Source organism: Pontibacter coccineus (assembly GCF_030546575.1).
Lineage (GTDB): Bacteria > Bacteroidota > Bacteroidia > Cytophagales > Hymenobacteraceae > Pontibacter > Pontibacter coccineus.
Window position 1 is genome coordinate 148736 of the sequence record NZ_JAUOTN010000010.1, and the last position, 17146, is coordinate 165881.

11 protein-coding genes are annotated in these 17146 nt (G+C 50.9%); 4 read left to right on the top strand and 7 right to left on the bottom strand.

Features of this window, described 5'->3' with window-relative positions:
* Window positions 1–28: 28 nt before the first annotated feature.
* The gene (locus Q4E40_RS19275; RefSeq protein ID WP_303414604.1) at window positions 29–2446 is read right to left on the bottom strand and encodes a T9SS type A sorting domain-containing protein; all 2418 of its coding nucleotides are present in this window, start codon (window positions 2444–2446) and stop codon (window positions 29–31) included.
* Between the two features lie 442 nt (window positions 2447–2888).
* Here Q4E40_RS19275 and Q4E40_RS19280 point away from each other — a divergent pair, with 442 nt between their 5' ends.
* Window positions 2889–4175, top strand: a complete 1287-nt coding sequence (locus tag Q4E40_RS19280; protein WP_303414605.1) for a citrate synthase — start codon at window positions 2889–2891, stop codon at window positions 4173–4175.
* Between the two features lie 969 nt (window positions 4176–5144).
* Here Q4E40_RS19280 and Q4E40_RS19285 read toward each other — a convergent pair.
* The 5 genes from Q4E40_RS19285 to lepA form a co-directional block, all read right to left on the bottom strand.
* Entirely contained in the window at window positions 5145–7070 is a 1926-nt protein-coding gene (locus Q4E40_RS19285) for an OmpA family protein (RefSeq protein WP_303414606.1), read from the bottom strand.
* A 6-nt stretch (window positions 7071–7076) separates the two neighbouring features.
* Window positions 7077–7730, bottom strand: coding sequence for a 7-carboxy-7-deazaguanine synthase QueE (locus tag Q4E40_RS19290; RefSeq protein ID WP_303414608.1), 654 nt, complete (start codon window positions 7728–7730; stop codon window positions 7077–7079).
* A 797-nt stretch (window positions 7731–8527) separates the two neighbouring features.
* The gene (locus Q4E40_RS19295; RefSeq protein WP_303414610.1) at window positions 8528–9409 is read right to left on the bottom strand and encodes a bifunctional 5,10-methylenetetrahydrofolate dehydrogenase/5,10-methenyltetrahydrofolate cyclohydrolase; all 882 of its coding nucleotides are present in this window, start codon (window positions 9407–9409) and stop codon (window positions 8528–8530) included.
* A 36-nt stretch (window positions 9410–9445) separates the two neighbouring features.
* Entirely contained in the window at window positions 9446–9946 is a 501-nt protein-coding gene (locus tag Q4E40_RS19300) for a class IV adenylate cyclase (protein WP_303414613.1), read from the bottom strand.
* A gap of 157 nt (window positions 9947–10103) precedes the next feature.
* Window positions 10104–11888, bottom strand: coding sequence for a translation elongation factor 4 (gene lepA, locus Q4E40_RS19305; RefSeq protein WP_303414614.1), 1785 nt, complete (start codon window positions 11886–11888; stop codon window positions 10104–10106).
* A gap of 185 nt (window positions 11889–12073) precedes the next feature.
* On the opposite strand from lepA, the gene Q4E40_RS19310 reads away from it, so the two are divergent.
* The 3 genes from Q4E40_RS19310 to Q4E40_RS19320 all read left to right on the top strand — a co-directional run bounded on the left by Q4E40_RS19310 (window position 12074) and on the right by Q4E40_RS19320 (window position 16638).
* Complete coding sequence (locus Q4E40_RS19310) at window positions 12074–12775, top strand: LuxR C-terminal-related transcriptional regulator (protein ID WP_303414617.1); 702 nt, start codon at window positions 12074–12076, stop codon at window positions 12773–12775.
* Window positions 12776–12934: 159 nt separating this feature from the next.
* Window positions 12935–16321 (top strand): methylmalonyl-CoA mutase family protein, encoded by a 3387-nt coding sequence (locus tag Q4E40_RS19315; protein WP_303414619.1) that lies wholly within the window; start codon window positions 12935–12937, stop codon window positions 16319–16321.
* A gap of 155 nt (window positions 16322–16476) precedes the next feature.
* Window positions 16477–16638 (top strand): hypothetical protein, encoded by a 162-nt coding sequence (locus Q4E40_RS19320; protein WP_303414622.1) that lies wholly within the window; start codon window positions 16477–16479, stop codon window positions 16636–16638.
* Between the two features lie 97 nt (window positions 16639–16735).
* On the opposite strand, the gene rnk is transcribed toward Q4E40_RS19320, so the two are convergent.
* A complete protein-coding gene (gene rnk / locus Q4E40_RS19325) occupies window positions 16736–17146 on the bottom strand; it encodes a nucleoside diphosphate kinase regulator (RefSeq protein ID WP_303414624.1) in 411 nt (136 codons plus the stop codon).

Below are 17146 nucleotides of genomic sequence, written 5' to 3' on the forward strand. Positions count from 1 at the left end.
CCCTTTTCCTTTGCGAATTTCTTTAAGATTATTTCTGCACAACCAATTTCACGGACCTCGTCTCATGGTCCGTTACCAGGCGGGCCAGGTACATCCCTTTGGGCAGGGCGCTGGCATCTACCTGTACTTCCACCACCTCGTTCGCCTGCGCACTGCCAGGCCGAAGTTCCTGCACCAGTACGCCTTTCATATCATACAAGGCCACGGTATAGTTGCTCTGCTCTTTCAGCTCGAAACGCAGCGTAGATGTGCCTGCAAATGGGTTTGGGTAAGCGGTAAGCTCGCCGGCCACCAACTCCTGCGCATCCACACCGTCCTTGTTCTCTGCATACAGGTTGCCTTTGCGGTGAATCACAATATTGCCCCCACCAATTGCGGGCCCCTGGTCTGAGAGGAAATAGGCAAAATTATCTGCTGCATGGCTGTCATAGTAAAGCTTGTTGCCCTCATGCTTATCCCAGATGCGCAGCCGCAGCATATCTCCCTCCTGCTGTTTACCCTCTCCAGCATCCACCACAGAAATAGTGAAACCAAAGTTGCCGCGTCCGTTTATCTGGCCTGAACCTTGCCACACCGCCTTGTCTTCCTGCACGACCAACCAGTCGTAGTTGGTGCTCTCGAACCGAAGTGCATTGCTAAGTTTAAAACTGGTCGCGCCAGTCAGTTGCAGATTCTCCTTGCCCTGCTCCTTATACCTGATGTTGAAGTCGAACTGCACCTTAACTTGTTCGGGTATACCGGATGGCGTGAACCAGCCGCCGCCTGTCACAAAACCGGCATTGGGATCATAGATAGCGAGCGGCTGCATGTTCTCCGGCCCGGTTGACTCCAGGCAGGCATCAGTAAATTTCAGCTGAGGCAAATAGACACCGGTGCTGGTATAGGTATGCTGGCCCGTCACTTGATTGGCGCCGGGTGTATGGTAAGCGGCAGAAGTTGCGCCATCTCCCCATACCCATTGGGCTACAACGTTTGCCGGCAACTTTTCGGCCTCCAGCATGGCGGTGGTACTAACCGCTTTGCCCACCTGCTGTCCACCCGGCGGCAGTACCAGCTTCACCGCCACCGGGGTGTCGCAGGCATTGGTGGCGGCACCATACTTCATGGCAATGACCACGCCCTTCCCTTCGGCCCTTCCTGCACCGCTCAGGTACAGGTTGTTTTGCCTGTCAAAATGAACATTATACCCTTCACTATAAAGTGGCTCAGCCGATTCGAAAAGCTTTTCGAATAGGGTTTCGCCGTGCTTGTCGTACTTTGTCAGCACCATGGTGTTTCTCATGGCTTCCATGGAGAAAATACCTCCGGTTACGGCTATGTTTCCTTCAGCGTCCACCGCCACTGCTCTTCCCGATCCTTGCTGATACTGCTTAGCCCATACCTTTTCGCCTTCTTTCGAGTATTTAGTAAGTTGGGTGCCAGAAGACCAGGTAGAAAAAATCAGATTCTCTTCCGCATCCACAGCCATGTCCCAAACATTGCCGGCGTCTTCGCTTCGCGCCCAGATCAGATCTCCAGCCGCTTTTGATTTAGAAACAATGACGGCCATGCCCCCGCGCTGAGACACCATGTAAACCGTACCATCGGGGTTAATGTGTATGCGTCTCGGATCAATATCATTACCTGCTATACCCGCTTCAGTATATTTCTTCGTAAAAAGCACCTGTCCACTTGTCCGGTCAAGCTTGATGAGCAGCGGATTCGGTTCATTGTCCTGTGAAAATATTCTGCCTCTGACCGCTATGTAGGGATCACCGGCGGGATCGAGCGCAAGCGTAGGTCCGTAGGTAGAATGGCCTTTCATGTTGTCCAGCCTCTTTTCCCAAAGCATATTACCGGCCTTGTCAAATTTTAACGCAAACATGTCATGACCCTGTGTGGAAGAGTGAAAGCCCGCCACATACAAATCATCATTACTGGAGAGCTCAAAGTCATAGGCCCGGTCTATACTCCCAGACTGGTAACCGTAAGGCCTTATCCATTGGGTAGAGCCTTCCGGAGAGACTTTATAAAAGAGTATGCCCTGGCCACCGGTAGTGCGTGAAAATACAGCCAGCACGTACACATCACCGTCTTTACCTACTTTTAATGTAGTGGGGAATTCGCTGTGACTAAACTCAAAGTTCTCCAGCTTTTTGTGCCACAGTTTGTTACCATTCGTATCATATTTCATAAGCGTCATGGTACGCTCAACCGATGGCGAGTCCTGTGAGCCGAGCATATATACATTACCATCAGAATCCAGTGCGCTGTCCGAAAAACGTTGTTCTGTGCTGCCCTCTGTAGTGGCCAACACCTCCCACTGCTGCACCATCTGGGCGGAGGCACTACTTATAAAAAGTACTAAAAAGGTGACTGTAAGAACGGAGAATTTGTACAAACAGGAGCTAAATCTGACAACACATCCTTTTAATATCACAAAATCAAAGCGTAATTTTTGTTTCATAGTGTTAGGGTTACAGGTGTAATTAATAATTAAAAGAAGGAAAAATGCTATTAATAAAAGCAGATATAAAGGTAATGGAGCTTTGCTCAAAGAGCTGAAAGGCAATCTCATGGAATAGATTTTACATTTCGGGTGGACTACTAATATTTATATATTGCTTTTTGAAATTGTACTGAATTGTTATAAAAATGTTGTACTGATTTCAGAAATTTTATCAGCACCTATTACCCTACTACAAACTTGATGAGTCCGCTATACTTAACAAGATGGATTTTAGAAACTTTTTAGCGGGCTGACGTTTATACAAAAGGCGGGACAGGATGTGCAGGTTAAAATATTATTAACTTAAGATATTCATGCGCTCCTAATTTCATTTTATTACATTATTTGCATAATTTCGCTCGTATAAGAGACACTATCACGGACATAAAAAAATACAGGCATGTCAGAACACGCTGAAATAATTTTAGAAGGGAAGTCCTACAAGTTCCCGGTTGTAACGGGTACTGAGAATGAGAAAGCAATCGATATAGCTGCTTTGCGTTCAGAGTCAGGTTACATCACCCTGGACTCAGGTTATAAAAATACGGGTGCCACCAAAAGTGCCATCACTTTCCTGGACGGAGAGCAGGGCATTCTGCATTACAGAGGCTACCCGATCGAGCAACTGGCTGAGAAGTCAAACTTTGTTGAAGTGGCTTACCTGCTGATCTACGGTGCACTGCCAACCGCTCAGGAACTGGAGGACTTCAGTGGCAAGATCAAAATGCACACCCTCGTGAACGAGGACATGCGCAAGATTCTGGATGGCTTCCCGTCTACGGCACACCCAATGGGTATCCTTTCTGCCATGATCAGCTCCCTGACTGCTTTTTATCCGGAGTCGCTTAATCCAAACCAGTCAAAAGAAGAGGTGGACCTGTCTATCATTCGTTTGATGGCCAAGATCTCTACCATAGCTGCCTGGTCTTATAAAAACTCTGTAGGGCATCCGGTTAACTACCCAAAAAACAAGCTGGACTATTGCTCTAACTTCCTCCACATGATGTTCGCCTTCCCAACGGAAGACTACGAGATCAACCCGGTGGTTGTGGATGCGATCAACAAGCTGCTTATCCTGCACGCTGACCACGAGCAAAACTGCTCTACGTCTACCGTGCGTCTGGTAGGTTCTGCCAATGCCAGCCTCTACTCTTCTGTGTCTGCCGGCATTAGCGCTCTTTGGGGCCCGCTGCATGGTGGTGCTAACCAGGCTGTGATTGAAATGCTGGAGCAGATCAAAGCGGATGGTGGTGACTCGAAGAAATTCATCGCGAAAGCAAAAGACAAAGACGATCCGTTCCGCCTGATGGGCTTCGGTCACCGTGTTTACAAAAACTTCGACCCACGCGCCCGCATCATCAAGAAGGCTGCTGACGAGGTATTAACTGCCCTGGGCATCAACGACCCAATCCTGACCATCGCGATGGAACTGGAAGAAGCGGCGCTGAACGATCCGTATTTCGTGGAGCGTAAGCTATACCCGAACGTAGACTTCTACTCAGGCATCATCTACCGTGCGCTCGGCATCCCAACCGATATGTTTACGGTAATGTTCGCCCTCGGTCGTCTGCCAGGCTGGATCGCACAATGGAAAGAAATGCGCGAGCAGAAAGAGCCAATCGGCCGTCCGCGTCAGATCTACACCGGCGAAACAGAGCGTAATTACGTGGATATCGAGAAGCGATAATCTGAGAATAACTGATAAAAAACGGCCCGTTGCTACACTGCAGCGGGCCGTTTTGTTTTGTGTAGAGGCGCTGCTGGAAAGTATGACACTCATGGCGCGAACGTTCTCGCTCGTGTCTGCTATAGTGAGGCCTCTGGTCCAGGTCCAAGTGTAGGTGTAGGTATAGGTATAGCTTCAGCCTGACTTACCGTAAGCGAATCTGTTTCATTGCTTCGCCTGTGCGGCGGGCACTCACTTTTTTCCTTGATGAAAAAAGTAAGCAAAAAAGTCAAGACGCTTTTAAACTCGCTGACCGCTCAAACACAAAATCGTCAAAGGTGCACCTAGCTTAGGTGATCTGTTTCATAGCATCCGGGGCAAGTTAGCCTCGCTATAACTGCCAGTGGTCTGTGTGGTTCTTTTACAAGACTTATACCTCTGGATTGGCAGTTACAGATTCCCCGCATAGCTAGGGAGGGATTAGGGGCAATGCCGTCAACTTAAACGATGAAAAACTCAAGCTGTCATCTCGACGATAGGAGAGATCTGGATCCTTTTAAAATTTGCGCACTCATTCAGATTTATCCCAAAACGAGGGGCCCTACCCCCGGTCGAAACGACATAAAATTACTTAAGCTGACGGCATTGGGAGTTATGGTGGTTGAGACCGGTATGGTATAGAAAGTTGCAATGAAGCTTATATCTGCAAGTTGGCAACGGCAAATTCCCATCTTGAGAGGGACAGGCTTGGGTCAATCGTACACGTGCATCCTGAAAATTCACAAATCCTGAAAACCCTGATTCAGACAAGCTATACCCGCAGACTACGCGGTGTGCACAGCTCACGCGAGTTTCTGGCGTTACATCCGTGGCTATACCTGTCTGGCAAAGGTCGAATGTAGACATACAGGTCTGGATGCCTGCCCTGATCGTTCTCGGGGAGACGTTGCGAGGTCTTCATCTGCAACGCAATTGCTCACCTCTTCCCTCCTACAGCACCCGCATTTCAATGCGTCGGTTCTGGCTGCGGTTTTCGTCTGAGGTGTTTGGCTTGACCGGGCGATTCTCGCCGTGTCCGACTGAGGTGATGCGATCTTTGGGCACTTTGTTGCTGCGCAGGTAATCAGCTACGGAGCGGGCGCGGCGCTCGGAGAGCACCTTGTTATCAGCATCAGAACCTACATCATCTGTGTGGCCTGATATCTCGATCCTAATAGCAGGATTCTGCTGCATGAAAGTGATGAGCTTGTCTAACTCTGTCTTTGACTTGCGTTCCAGCTTATACTGCCCTGTGTCAAAGAAGAGGTTGTTGAGCACGATGGCAGCCCCGGATTTGACCGGTTTCAGGTATACGTCGAGCGCCACTGGGTCTAGTGACTTGCGGGAGGTGTAGTCAAAGCTCAGGCTGTTCATCAGGAAACCAGGCGCTGACACATAAAGTGCGTACTGTTGTCCCTCGGAAAGCACAATCGTATACTCCCCTGACACCTTATCAGAGTTTACCTGCTGCACCAAAGAGTCAGCGCTTACGTCGTAGAGTTGCACCACCGCAGCGAGCGGCTTTTTGGTATCAGCGTGGAATACGCGGCCCTGGGCATAGGTACTGGTTACTTTGCTGCGCCAATTTTCCGGCACATCCAATTCGTAGAGCTGTATAGTAGCAGCGCCGGCTTCCGTCATTTCCTGGCGGGAGTAGTAGCCTTTTTTATTGTCGGCGGTGATGAAGAGCGAGCCTTCATCGGCGTGTGTGTTAAGCGGATAACCCATGTTTTCGGGTACGCTCCATTTACTTTTGTTGTCCTGTGTTGTCATAAACACATCGAGGCCACCCATACCCAAGTGTCCGTCGCTCACAAAATAGAGTGTGCTCCCACTCACGTGGATAAAGGGTGCCATGTCGCGGCCTTTGGAGTTCACGGTTTCGCCCATGTTCTCAGGCTTCTGCCACGAGCCGTCTTCATTCAGCCTGGTCATCCAAATGTCTTCTTTGCCTATACCTCCCGGCCGGGTGGAAGTGAAGTATAAGGTGCGCCCATCTGCAGAAAGGCTGGGCTGTGAGTCCCATGCTTTGGAGTTCACGACTGTGCCCATGTTCTTGGGTTTACTCCACTCATCGCCGCTTCTGAAAGAAATGTACAGATCGCAATCGCCCTGGCTGTCGGAGCGGTTGCAGGAAGTGAACACGATTGTTTTGCCGTCTCCGGAGATGGTGGCGGCTCCTTCGTTGGCAGTGGTGTTGATGGAAGGCGAAATAGAGCTCGGCGGGCTCCATTGGTTGTCGCGGTACTGGCTGACGAAGATGTTTTCGTCCTGGTCGGGACGGTGGCCCGCACGCGCTGTAAAGATCAGGTGACGCTGGTCAGCAGTAGTGGATGGAAAGTATTGCAGCTCAAAGCGGTTGACGTTGTTGGGTAGTCTGACCGGGTTAAAGCTCACAGGCTTTGTCATCGCCTCGGCAGCAAACTCAGCGGACTGGATCTGCTGACGGGCAAAGTCTGTCATGCGGCCATTACGGGGTTTGCCGCGCAGGAAAAGCTCGAAGTTTTTGCGGGCGTTTTCGTAGTCGCCCCGTTCAAAGTACAGGTCTGCCAGGTCGAAGTAGCTGTTCATCAGACCAGCGTTAAAAGGCTTCAGAGTCAAGCCTTTCTGCAGGTTTTCAAACACTTCCGGCTTATTGCCCATGGCCCGGTGCAGGCTCGCGATTTTCAGGTAGGCATCCGCATACTTGGGGTCACGTTCAATGGCCTCGTCCAGGTATGCGAGCGCTTTGTCGAAGTCTCGTGCCTGGGCTGCTTCTTCCGCTTTGTAGTAAAGTGTTACTGCTTTTCTGGAATTGGAGGCGGGTCTGCCCTGCGCCAGGCAAGCGGTCGCTATACTTAAGGTAATCAGAGTCAGAAGAAGCAGTGGCTTAAGCATAGCTTGTTACGGGATATCCATGTACTTGTGTGTCTGCAAGGACACACGCCATTGGGGGTTGTTTTTAACGTATTCAACAATCAGCGGCATAAGTTGCCCGGCCTTGCTCCACTCTGGTTGCAGGAATAACTTACAGCCAGCTCCTACCCTTGCCGCATGCTCTTCTGCCCAGGCAAAATCCGATTTGTTAAATATAATGACTTTTAGCTCATCTGCAAAAGGATAGACAGAAGCATCGGGCGCCTTGAATTTTTTAGGAGACAAACACACCCAATCCCAGTGGCCGCTCAGAGGGTAAGCCCCGGAAGTTTCGATCATGGTGCGTATACCTGCCTCCTGCAATCCGGCTGTTAGCGGGTGGAGATTGTACAGCAAAGGTTCGCCTCCTGTTACTACGACGGTTTTGCCCGGAAAGGTTTTGGCGGTATCCACGATCTCAGGCACAGGCGTGAGCGGATGCAGTTCAGCATCCCAGCTCTCCTTTACATCGCACCAGTGGCAGCCCACATCGCAGCCTCCCAGCCTGATAAAGTAAGCTGCCGTGCCGGTATTGCCACCCTCTCCCTGAATGGTATAAAAAGCCTCCATCAACGGAAGTTCACTGCCATCTTTGGGCACCGTATGTATCGAGGCGGTCTTGTATGCTTTTGTATTTTCCAATTCTGTATTCCATCGGCTATACCTGAACATTCAGGTATAGACCTTCATTAAATTAAATTTCGGCTAAGCCTGTCCATTCTATAACCTATCCGAACTTGCAAAGTTAGTTAAAAAAGCAACAAGGTAGAGATCAACTTATGTTCCGCTATACCTGAGCGGAACATAAATTTCTGTCATCTGGCTGTTGTAGGGACAGGTCGCGACCTGTCCGAATCGTGCACAAGCATTAGCGGAGTGGATGCAGAGGTAGTGCAGACTAATTCAGGGAATATATGAAAAAGCTCTTTCGTGCATAAATGTCCCAAAGCTACCTGCTGATGATTTCGACATCGGCGCGAGCAGGTATACTAAACGCTCTTTCGGACATCCGTGTCCGAAAGCTATCTGTTGGGGATGTCCACATCCCCGCAAGCCGATCTTGCCAGCTCTTCGGGATTTATCAATCCCGAACCAAAGAGGGCCTCCCCCCCACTTTCGGGGATTTCCTAATTCCCATGTTTGGGTTCGCCTTCAGGTATAGGGGACATGGATGTCCTAAAGAGCGCTCAGGAGCGCGCCGGTTGGCTACCTCCTAATGTGCTTATGCCAGCCGGGAGACCCTTCACAGTTGAGAACTGTCAACCTCCTTTTGATTCAGATACAGATCTATCTGAGCCAGCTTTACGACCATTTGAAAGCTTCCATGGGGCAGTTCACAATATGTTCATAGGCAGCGAACAACTGAATCAAATTTAAAAAGGCTCCTACCTGTTTTAGAGAGGTAGGAGCCTTTTAGAATAATAGGGGCAAGAGACAGGTTACGCGTATACCTCTTTTCTCGCCGCTCGCAATGTGTTCTTTAGCAGCATGGCAATGGTCAGCGGACCAACCCCACCTGGAACCGGCGTAATGTAGCTGCATTTTGGTGCCACGTTGTCAAAATCTACGTCGCCACGCAGCCTGTAGCCGGACTTGCGGGTAGGGTCCGGTACACGGGTTGTGCCCACGTCGATCACCACAGCGCCTTCTTTTACCATATCGGCAGTTATTAATCCTGGCAGGCCAACAGCGGCAATAATGATATCAGCCTGACGGGTGTGGTAGGCCAGGTCGTAGGTGTTGCGGTGGCAGAGCGTAACAGTAGCATTTCCCGGATAAGCGGCCTTGGCCATCAGGATGCTCATCGGAGAGCCCACGATGTTGCTGCGGCCGATCACCACGCAGTGTCTGCCGTTTGTTTCGATGCCGTAGCGCTCGATCAATTGCAGGATGCCATAAGGAGTGGCAGGCAGGAAAGAAGTCAGACCGGCTACCATACGGCCCACGTTTGCCGGATGGAAACCATCCACGTCTTTTTTCGGGTCTACCGCTTCCAGTACTTTCTGCGTGTTGATGTGCTTTGGCAGCGGTAACTGCACAATAAAACCGTCCACCTCTTCGCTCTCGTTCAGCTCCTTTATTTTGCTAAGCAGTTCTTCCTCGGTTACATCGTCTTCATAACGCACCAGTGTAGAGCCGAAGCCTACGCGTTCACAGGCCAGCACCTTATTGTTCACGTACGTAACAGACCCACCGTCATTGCCTACCAGTATCGCCGCCAGGTGCGGCACCTTGCCTCCATTGGCTTTAATTTCGGCAACTTCAGCAGCAATCTCTTGCTGAATGGTTTCAGATGTTTTTTTACCGTCGAGGAGAATCATGTTTTTTGTTAAAAATTATAAGTTGATTGTTCTGAATTATAAGTCGACATAAGAGTCGTTTATCAGGTCTTCATCGGCGATCTGCAGCAGCTCTTTATAGTAGCCGCATTGCTGTCGCAGCACATCCATACCTAACGAACCCTCCAGGTCTATGGCTTCGATCTCTATAAAGTGCCCCGCCCCTTCCAGGTGATCGATGTGAAATTTCACATTGTCAATAAAGAAGATCTTGCGAAATTTCTTTACCTGTGCCAGGGTCTGTTTGCCATCGCAAATCTGCGCAACAGTGGTCGGGCTGGGATTCTTCAGGTATAGCAACACTTCAGTCTTTTGCACGCCTCCACTGATTTCCCGCCTGTAGTGCATCAGCACATTTTCAATATTGCCTTGCCGATGCTTGAGCTTGCCTGTCTCGGTTTCATAAAAAGTGTCTGTCTGCACGTCGAGGCCTACATATTCAGCCTTGTGTTGCAGCAATATATTGGCTGCAACAGAGGGATCGGTACAGTGGGCTTTTATCGTGATGTCAGTGTACAATTCGTCCGTAAATTTTAGTCGAACAAGGACTATGTGGCGGAGCACGAAAAGGACTAGTTCAAATATGTGTCCTTTATCCTTCGTCAAAAACTTCCTTTGCCAGGGAAATATAAGCGACAAGCCCCGGCGTGCAGGGGCACGTCGGGGCTTGTCTTTGTTAGTCGAGCTTGAGCACAGCTAAGAAGGCTTCTTGCGGGATCTCCACGTTGCCTACCTGGCGCATGCGTTTCTTTCCTTTCTTCTGTTTCTCGAGGAGCTTGCGTTTACGCGAAATGTCACCGCCGTAGCATTTGGCCAGTACGTTTTTGCGCAGGGCCTTCACCGTTTCACGGGCGATGATCTTCTGCCCGATTGCCGCCTGTATGGCGATCTCGAACATCTGGCGCGGCAGCAGCTCACGGAGCTTCTCGCACAGGCGCTTGCCCCAATCGTAGGCTTTGTCGCGGTGCACGATGGCACTCAGGGCATCCACCTTCTCACCGTTCAGCATCACGTCCAGCTTCACCATGTTCGACTGACGGAAACCAATCAGCTCGTAGTCAAGCGAGGCGTAGCCCCTGGAAATGGTCTTCAGTTTATCAAAAAAGTCGAATACGATCTCAGCAAGCGGCATTTCAAACGAAAGCTCCACACGGTCGCTAGTCAGGTATGTCTGGTTTTTCAGAACACCGCGCTTGTCCATACACAGCGTAATGATCGGGCCTACATACTCCGCCTTTGAGATGATCTGCGCTTTGATAAACGGCTCCTCGATGCGGTCGATATAGTTGGGCTCCGGCATTTCGGAAGGTGCGTTTACCTTCAGCAGCTCACCTTTGGTAGAATAGGCATGGAACTGCACCGACGGAACGGTCGTGATCACCGTCATATCGAACTCGCGCTCCAGACGCTCCTGCACGATTTCCATGTGCAGCATACCCAGGAAGCCGCAACGGAAACCAAAGCCAAGGGCGGCGGATGTCTCCGGCTCCCATACCAGCGAAGCATCGTTCAGCTGCAGCTTCTCCATGGAGTTGCGCAGCTCTTCGTACTCGCTCGTCTCTACCGGGTAGATACCGGCAAATACCATCGGTTTCACATCTTCGAAGCCCTGTATACCTACAGCGGGACGATCGACGTGCGTGATGGTATCGCCTACTTTTACCTCTTTCGCGTTCTTTATACCGGAGATCAGGTAGCCCACGTTACCGGCAGCCATCTCCTGGCGCGGCTCCTGGTTCAGTCTCAGCACACCAATCTCGTCGGCTTCATAGGTTTTGCCGGTGTTGATGAACTTTACCTTCTCCCCTTTTTTAAGGGTTCCGTTGTAAATTCTGAAGTATACCTCAATGCCTCTGTAGGAGTTGAAAACCGAGTCAAAGATAAGTGCCTGCAGTGGAGCGGCCGGATCACCCTTCGGAGCCGGAATACGATCACAGATGGCATTCAGGATATTTTCGATACCGATACCAGATTTGCCGGAAGCCAGGATAATGTCTTCTTTGTCACACCCAATCAGGTCGATGATCTGGTCGCTAACCTCCTCGGGCATAGCGTGCGGCAGGTCAATCTTGTTCAGCACCGGTATGATTTCCAGGTCAGAACCGATGGCCAGGTATAGGTTGGAGATCGTCTGCGCCTCTATTCCTTGTGAAGAGTCCACGATCAACAGTGCACCCTCGCAGGCGGCAATGGAACGGGATACTTCATAAGAGAAGTCAACGTGGCCTGGCGTATCGATCAGGTTCAACACATATTCCTCTCCTTTGTATCGGTAGTTCATCTGGATGGCGTGGCTCTTGATGGTAATGCCGCGCTCACGCTCCAGATCCATGTTGTCGAGCAGCTGGTTTTGCATTTCACGCTCTGCCACCGTAGAAGTAAACTCTAACAGGCGGTCAGCCAGGGTACTTTTACCATGGTCGATGTGGGCGATGATGCAGAAATTGCGAATGTTCTTCATAAATAGTAATTACGAAAAACAAAGTTAAGAAGAATGTAGGTTTGTTGCTGTATTCCGCCTAAAATGATTTTTTGTTTGCCGCAATCGTCGGGCTGCACTTATGAATTAGGTATGCTAACTATTTCATTTTCCGCATATTCCTTATAACTTTAGTTTCTTGTATAAACCCGCTCTTCCTATACCTTATGCCCGAACAGTCTTCCGATGCGATTAAGATGGCTGCCATGGAGCGCGAGATCCGAAATCTGCGCGAGAAATGTGCGTTCCTGGAAAAAGTCATCCATGAGGTGCCGGCCAACATCTACATCTCCAACCTCAATTCGGGCGTAGTCTGGTGCAACCGCACCAACGAAGAGGCCCTGGGCTATACCCTGGAAGAGATCCTGGAAATGGGCGGCATGGCTTATCTGGAGGCCATTGTGCATCCAGACGACCAGAATATACCTGAGGACAGCATCACCCATTACCAGCATTTTGACGGGGCTGAGTTCGGTGGTTTGTTCCGGGCGAAGCACAGGCAGGAAAGCGAGTACAAGTGGTTTCTGGGCTGGGCTAAAGCCTTCAGCAAAAACCAGCAGGGCGAGGTGAAAGAGGTCATTTGCGTGGATGTGGACATGAGTCCCCACATGAATACCGAAGAACAGCTGACGCAGGCGCTCAAGGAAAACCTGAAGCAAAAGAACAAACTCCTGTTGAAAAGTCTGCGCAAGCGCGAAATCGAGATACTGGAATTAGTCTGCAAAGGCTGCAGCACAAAAGAAATTGCCGATCGGCTCTTTATCAGTCCGAATACCGTGAGCACCCACCGCAAGAGCATCCAGAAAAAGCTGGGCACTAGCAATGTGGCTGACCTGGTATCGCTGGGCAAGGAAGCAGGTATAGGCTAAGGCACATTTTAGTGTGACAGGTATAGCCTGGTGCTTCGCTGCATCAGGCTATATTTTTTTGAGGGCTTGTCACGTAGAGCAAGGTATAGCCTGCGCTGTCAATCCTGCGCGAAAATGACTATATTCGCATCAAATTTGAAAAACCCTTGTTAGTAAATTATGCAAGTTACTAAAATAGAGCCATATAAGCCCGTTAACCATATTCGTATCGTGACGGCAGCTTCGCTGTTCGACGGGCACGATGCTTCGATCAACATCATGCGCCGCATCATCCAGGCCTCCGGCGCCGAGGTCATTCACCTGGGCCATAACCGCTCCGTGCAGGAAATTGTGGACTGCGCCGTGCAGGAAGATGCACAGGCCATCGCCATCACCTCTTACCAGGGCGGCCATATAGAGTATTTTAAATACATGTACGATCTGCTCAACGAGCGCGGCTGCGGCCATATCCGCATTTTTGGCGGCGGTGGCGGGGTTATTCTCCCAACTGAGATCGAGGAACTGCACGAGTACGGCATTGCCCGCATCTACTCCCCTGACGATGGCCGCGCCATGGGCCTGCAAGGTATGATCAACGACATGCTGGAGAAATGCGACTTCCCGACAGGCAAAGACCTGAATGGTGAGGCCAAGCACCTACGTGACAAAGATCCGAAAGCCATTGCTCGCCTGATCTCTGCGGCTGAGAACTTCCCGGAAGAAGCCCGCAGCATCCTGAATGAAGTAAGAGAGCAGGCCAAAGAAGTAAAAACACCGGTGCTGGGTATAACCGGTACAGGTGGTGCCGGTAAGTCGTCGCTTGTTGACGAACTGGTACGCCGCTTTTTAATTGATTTCCCGGAAAAGAAGATCGCCATTATCTCCGTAGACCCATCGAAGCGCAAAACGGGTGGTGCCCTACTGGGAGACCGTATCCGCATGAACTCGATCTCGAACGAGCGGGTATACATGCGATCATTGGCTACTCGCCAAAGTAACCTCGCCCTGAGCAAGTATGTGCAGGACGCGGTGGACATCGTGAAGGCGGCTGATTTTGACATGATTATCCTCGAGACCTCCGGAATCGGCCAGTCTGACACGGAGATTATCGAGCACTCAGACATGAGCCTTTATGTGATGACGCCGGAGTACGGTGCCGCCACGCAGCTCGAGAAAATCGACATGCTCGACTTCGCCGACGTGATCGCGCTGAACAAATTCGACAAGCGCGGTGCCCTAGACGCCCTGCGTGACGTGAAGAAACAATACAAGCGCAACCACCAGCTATGGGACGTGAGCGACGAGGAGATTCCCGTGTTCGGCACCATTGCCTCGCAGTTCAACGACCCGGGCATGAACCAGCTCTACCGTGCCGTGATGGCCAAGCTGTCGGAGAAAACAGGGATAGCATTCGATTCTAACCTGCAAACCTCCAAAGAAATGTCGGAGAAGGTGTTCATCATCCCTCCTGCTCGTACCCGCTACCTTTCTGAAATCTCCGAAACGATCCGCAACTACGACAAGTGGACGAAGGACCAGGCCGAGGTGGCCCAGAAACTCTTCGGCATCAAGAAGTCGATTGAGGCGGTGCAAGGGATTGAGGTGGAAGACAAAGACCGTCTGATCAGGCAGCTCGAGCAGGCCTATGCCGAGGTGGAGTTGAGTCTGGATGGACAAAACAAGAAGATACTCGAGAACTGGAAAGACAAAGTACAGTCCTACAAAAACGAGTTCTATGTCTTCAAGGTACGCGATAAGGAGCTGAAGATCAAGACACATACCGAGTCGCTTTCGCACCTGCAGATCCCGAAGGTGTCTACGCCACGCTACGAGGCCTGGGGTGACTTGCTCAAGTGGAACCTGCAGGAGAACGTGCCGGGTGAGTTCCCTTATACGGCGGGCGTGTTCCCGTTCAAGCGCGAAGGCGAAGACCCTACGCGTATGTTTGCGGGCGAAGGCGGACCGGAGCGTACGAACCGTCGCTTCCACTACGTGAGTTTGGGCATGCCGGCCAAGCGCCTGTCTACGGCTTTTGACTCGGTAACGCTCTATGGCGAGGACCCGGATTTCAGACCCGATATCTACGGCAAGATCGGTAACTCCGGCGTAAGCATCTGCTGCCTGGACGATGCCAAGAAACTGTACTCCGGCTTCAACTTGGCCGATCCGATGACGTCCGTTTCCATGACCATCAACGGCCCTGCTGCAATCCTGACCGGCTTCTTTATGAATGCCGCCATCGACCAGCAGTGCGAACTGTACATCAAGGAAAATGGACTGGAAGACGATATCAACCAGAAAATTGAAGCGATCTACCAGGAGAAAGGTATAGCGCGTCCGAAGTACCAGGGCGAACTGCCACAGGGCAACGACGGCCTTGGGCTGATGCTGCTCGGCGTAACAGGTGACCAGGTGCTGCCAGCCGAGGTATACGAGCCGATCAAAACCCGCACCTTAGCAGCCGTACGCGGCACGGTGCAGGCTGACATCCTGAAAGAAGACCAAGCGCAGAACACCTGCATCTTCTCTACCGAATTCTCGCTTCGTTTGATGGGCGACGTGCAGGCGTACTTCATCGACAAGAACGTGCGCAACTTCTACTCGGTGTCTATCTCCGGTTACCACATTGCGGAGGCCGGCGCCAACCCGATCTCGCAGCTGGCTTTCACACTGGCTAACGGCTTCACGTTTGTGGAGTACTATGTGAGCCGCGGCATGGACATCAACAAGTTTGCGCCGAACTTGAGCTTCTTCTTCTCCAATGGCATCGACCCCGAGTATGCGGTGATCGGCCGTGTAGCTCGTAGAATTTGGGCAAAGGCGATGAAGCACAAGTATAACGCCGATGCCCGTTCTCAGATGTTGAAATACCACATCCAAACGTCCGGCCGTTCGCTGCACGCCCAGGAAATCGATTTCAACGATATCCGTACCACGCTGCAGGCACTGTATGCCATTTACGACAATTGTAACTCGCTGCATACAAACGCTTACGACGAAGCCATTACTACGCCAACCGAAGCTTCTGTTCGTCGTGCGATGGCCATTCAGCTCATCATCAACCGTGAGTTGGGTCTGGCGAAAAACGAGAACCCACTGCAGGGTTCGTTCATCATAGAAGAACTGACTGACCTGGTAGAAGAAGCTGTACTGCTGGAGTTTGACCGCATCACGGAGCGTGGCGGTGTGCTGGGCGCCATGGAAACCATGTACCAGCGCGGCAAGATCCAGGAAGAGAGTTTATACTACGAGACACTGAAGCATACCGGCGAATACCCGATCATTGGCGTGAACACCTTCCTGTCTTCTACCGGCTCTCCTACGGTACTTCCCAAAGAAGTTATCCGGGCGACAGAAGAAGAAAAGCAGTACCAGATCGCCATGCTGCAGACCTTGCAGCAGCGCAACGCTGACAAAACGCCTGAGATGCTGAAGCGTCTCCAGCAAGTGGCCATCGCCAACGGCAACATCTTCGAAGAAATGATGGAGGCTGTGAAGTACTGCTCGCTGGGCCAGATCACGAATGCCCTGTTCGAAGTAGGCGGACAGTACCGCAGAAATATGTAAGCACGATTATACAATGCCCGCTTTAGCCGGCGTTTATAAAAAAGAAGGCCGGTCAATTGACCGGCCTTCTTTTTTAGGCCTGCTGACAGCGAGCAACCTGACAACAAATTGCTGCTTAGCAAGGTATTATACAACAACGAACAAGCATCGCGTTTATGAAAACAAAAAACAAAGACTTAGAGAACTTCCCTTTTGTGCTGGTAGGTTCTGCCCTCCTTTTCTTAGGCCTGGCAACGTATGTATACCTCAGCACAAGAATTGAAGACGAAGACATCGATTTTGACCTGTGGGACGAAGATGTTAACAACTACGCCTGATCAAGCTAAGGTATAGATCTTCTTTATTAAAGATAAAAAAAGCCAGTTCGCTATACCTTGGCAGGCAGCGAACTGGCTTTGTATGTTTTAAGGAGCCTTATAATGCGAAATTGCCGGATGCCTCCGGTTGGAAAGTTACTTTCTCTATCTTATAGTTGATGGTGCCGGAGGGCACAGGCCACTCTACCTCATCGCCTTCTTTGCAGCCGATAATGGCGGTGCCTACCGGAGCGAAGATCGAGATCTTTCGGGCATTCACATCGGCGTCCTTCGGGTATACCAACGTGATTTCCATTTCATTGCCGCTCTTCATGTCCCGCAGCAATACACTGGAATTCATAGTCACAACCTCAGCCGGAATTTCATTCGAAGCGACTCTTTTGGCCCGCTTCAGTTCCTCGCCGAGCTTGGCAATGTTCGCCTGCATACCTGGCCCCTGCCGCTGCTGCTGCACCAGTTCAATCAGGCGCTTATAGTCCTGCTCCGTAAGATAGATCACATTTTCCAT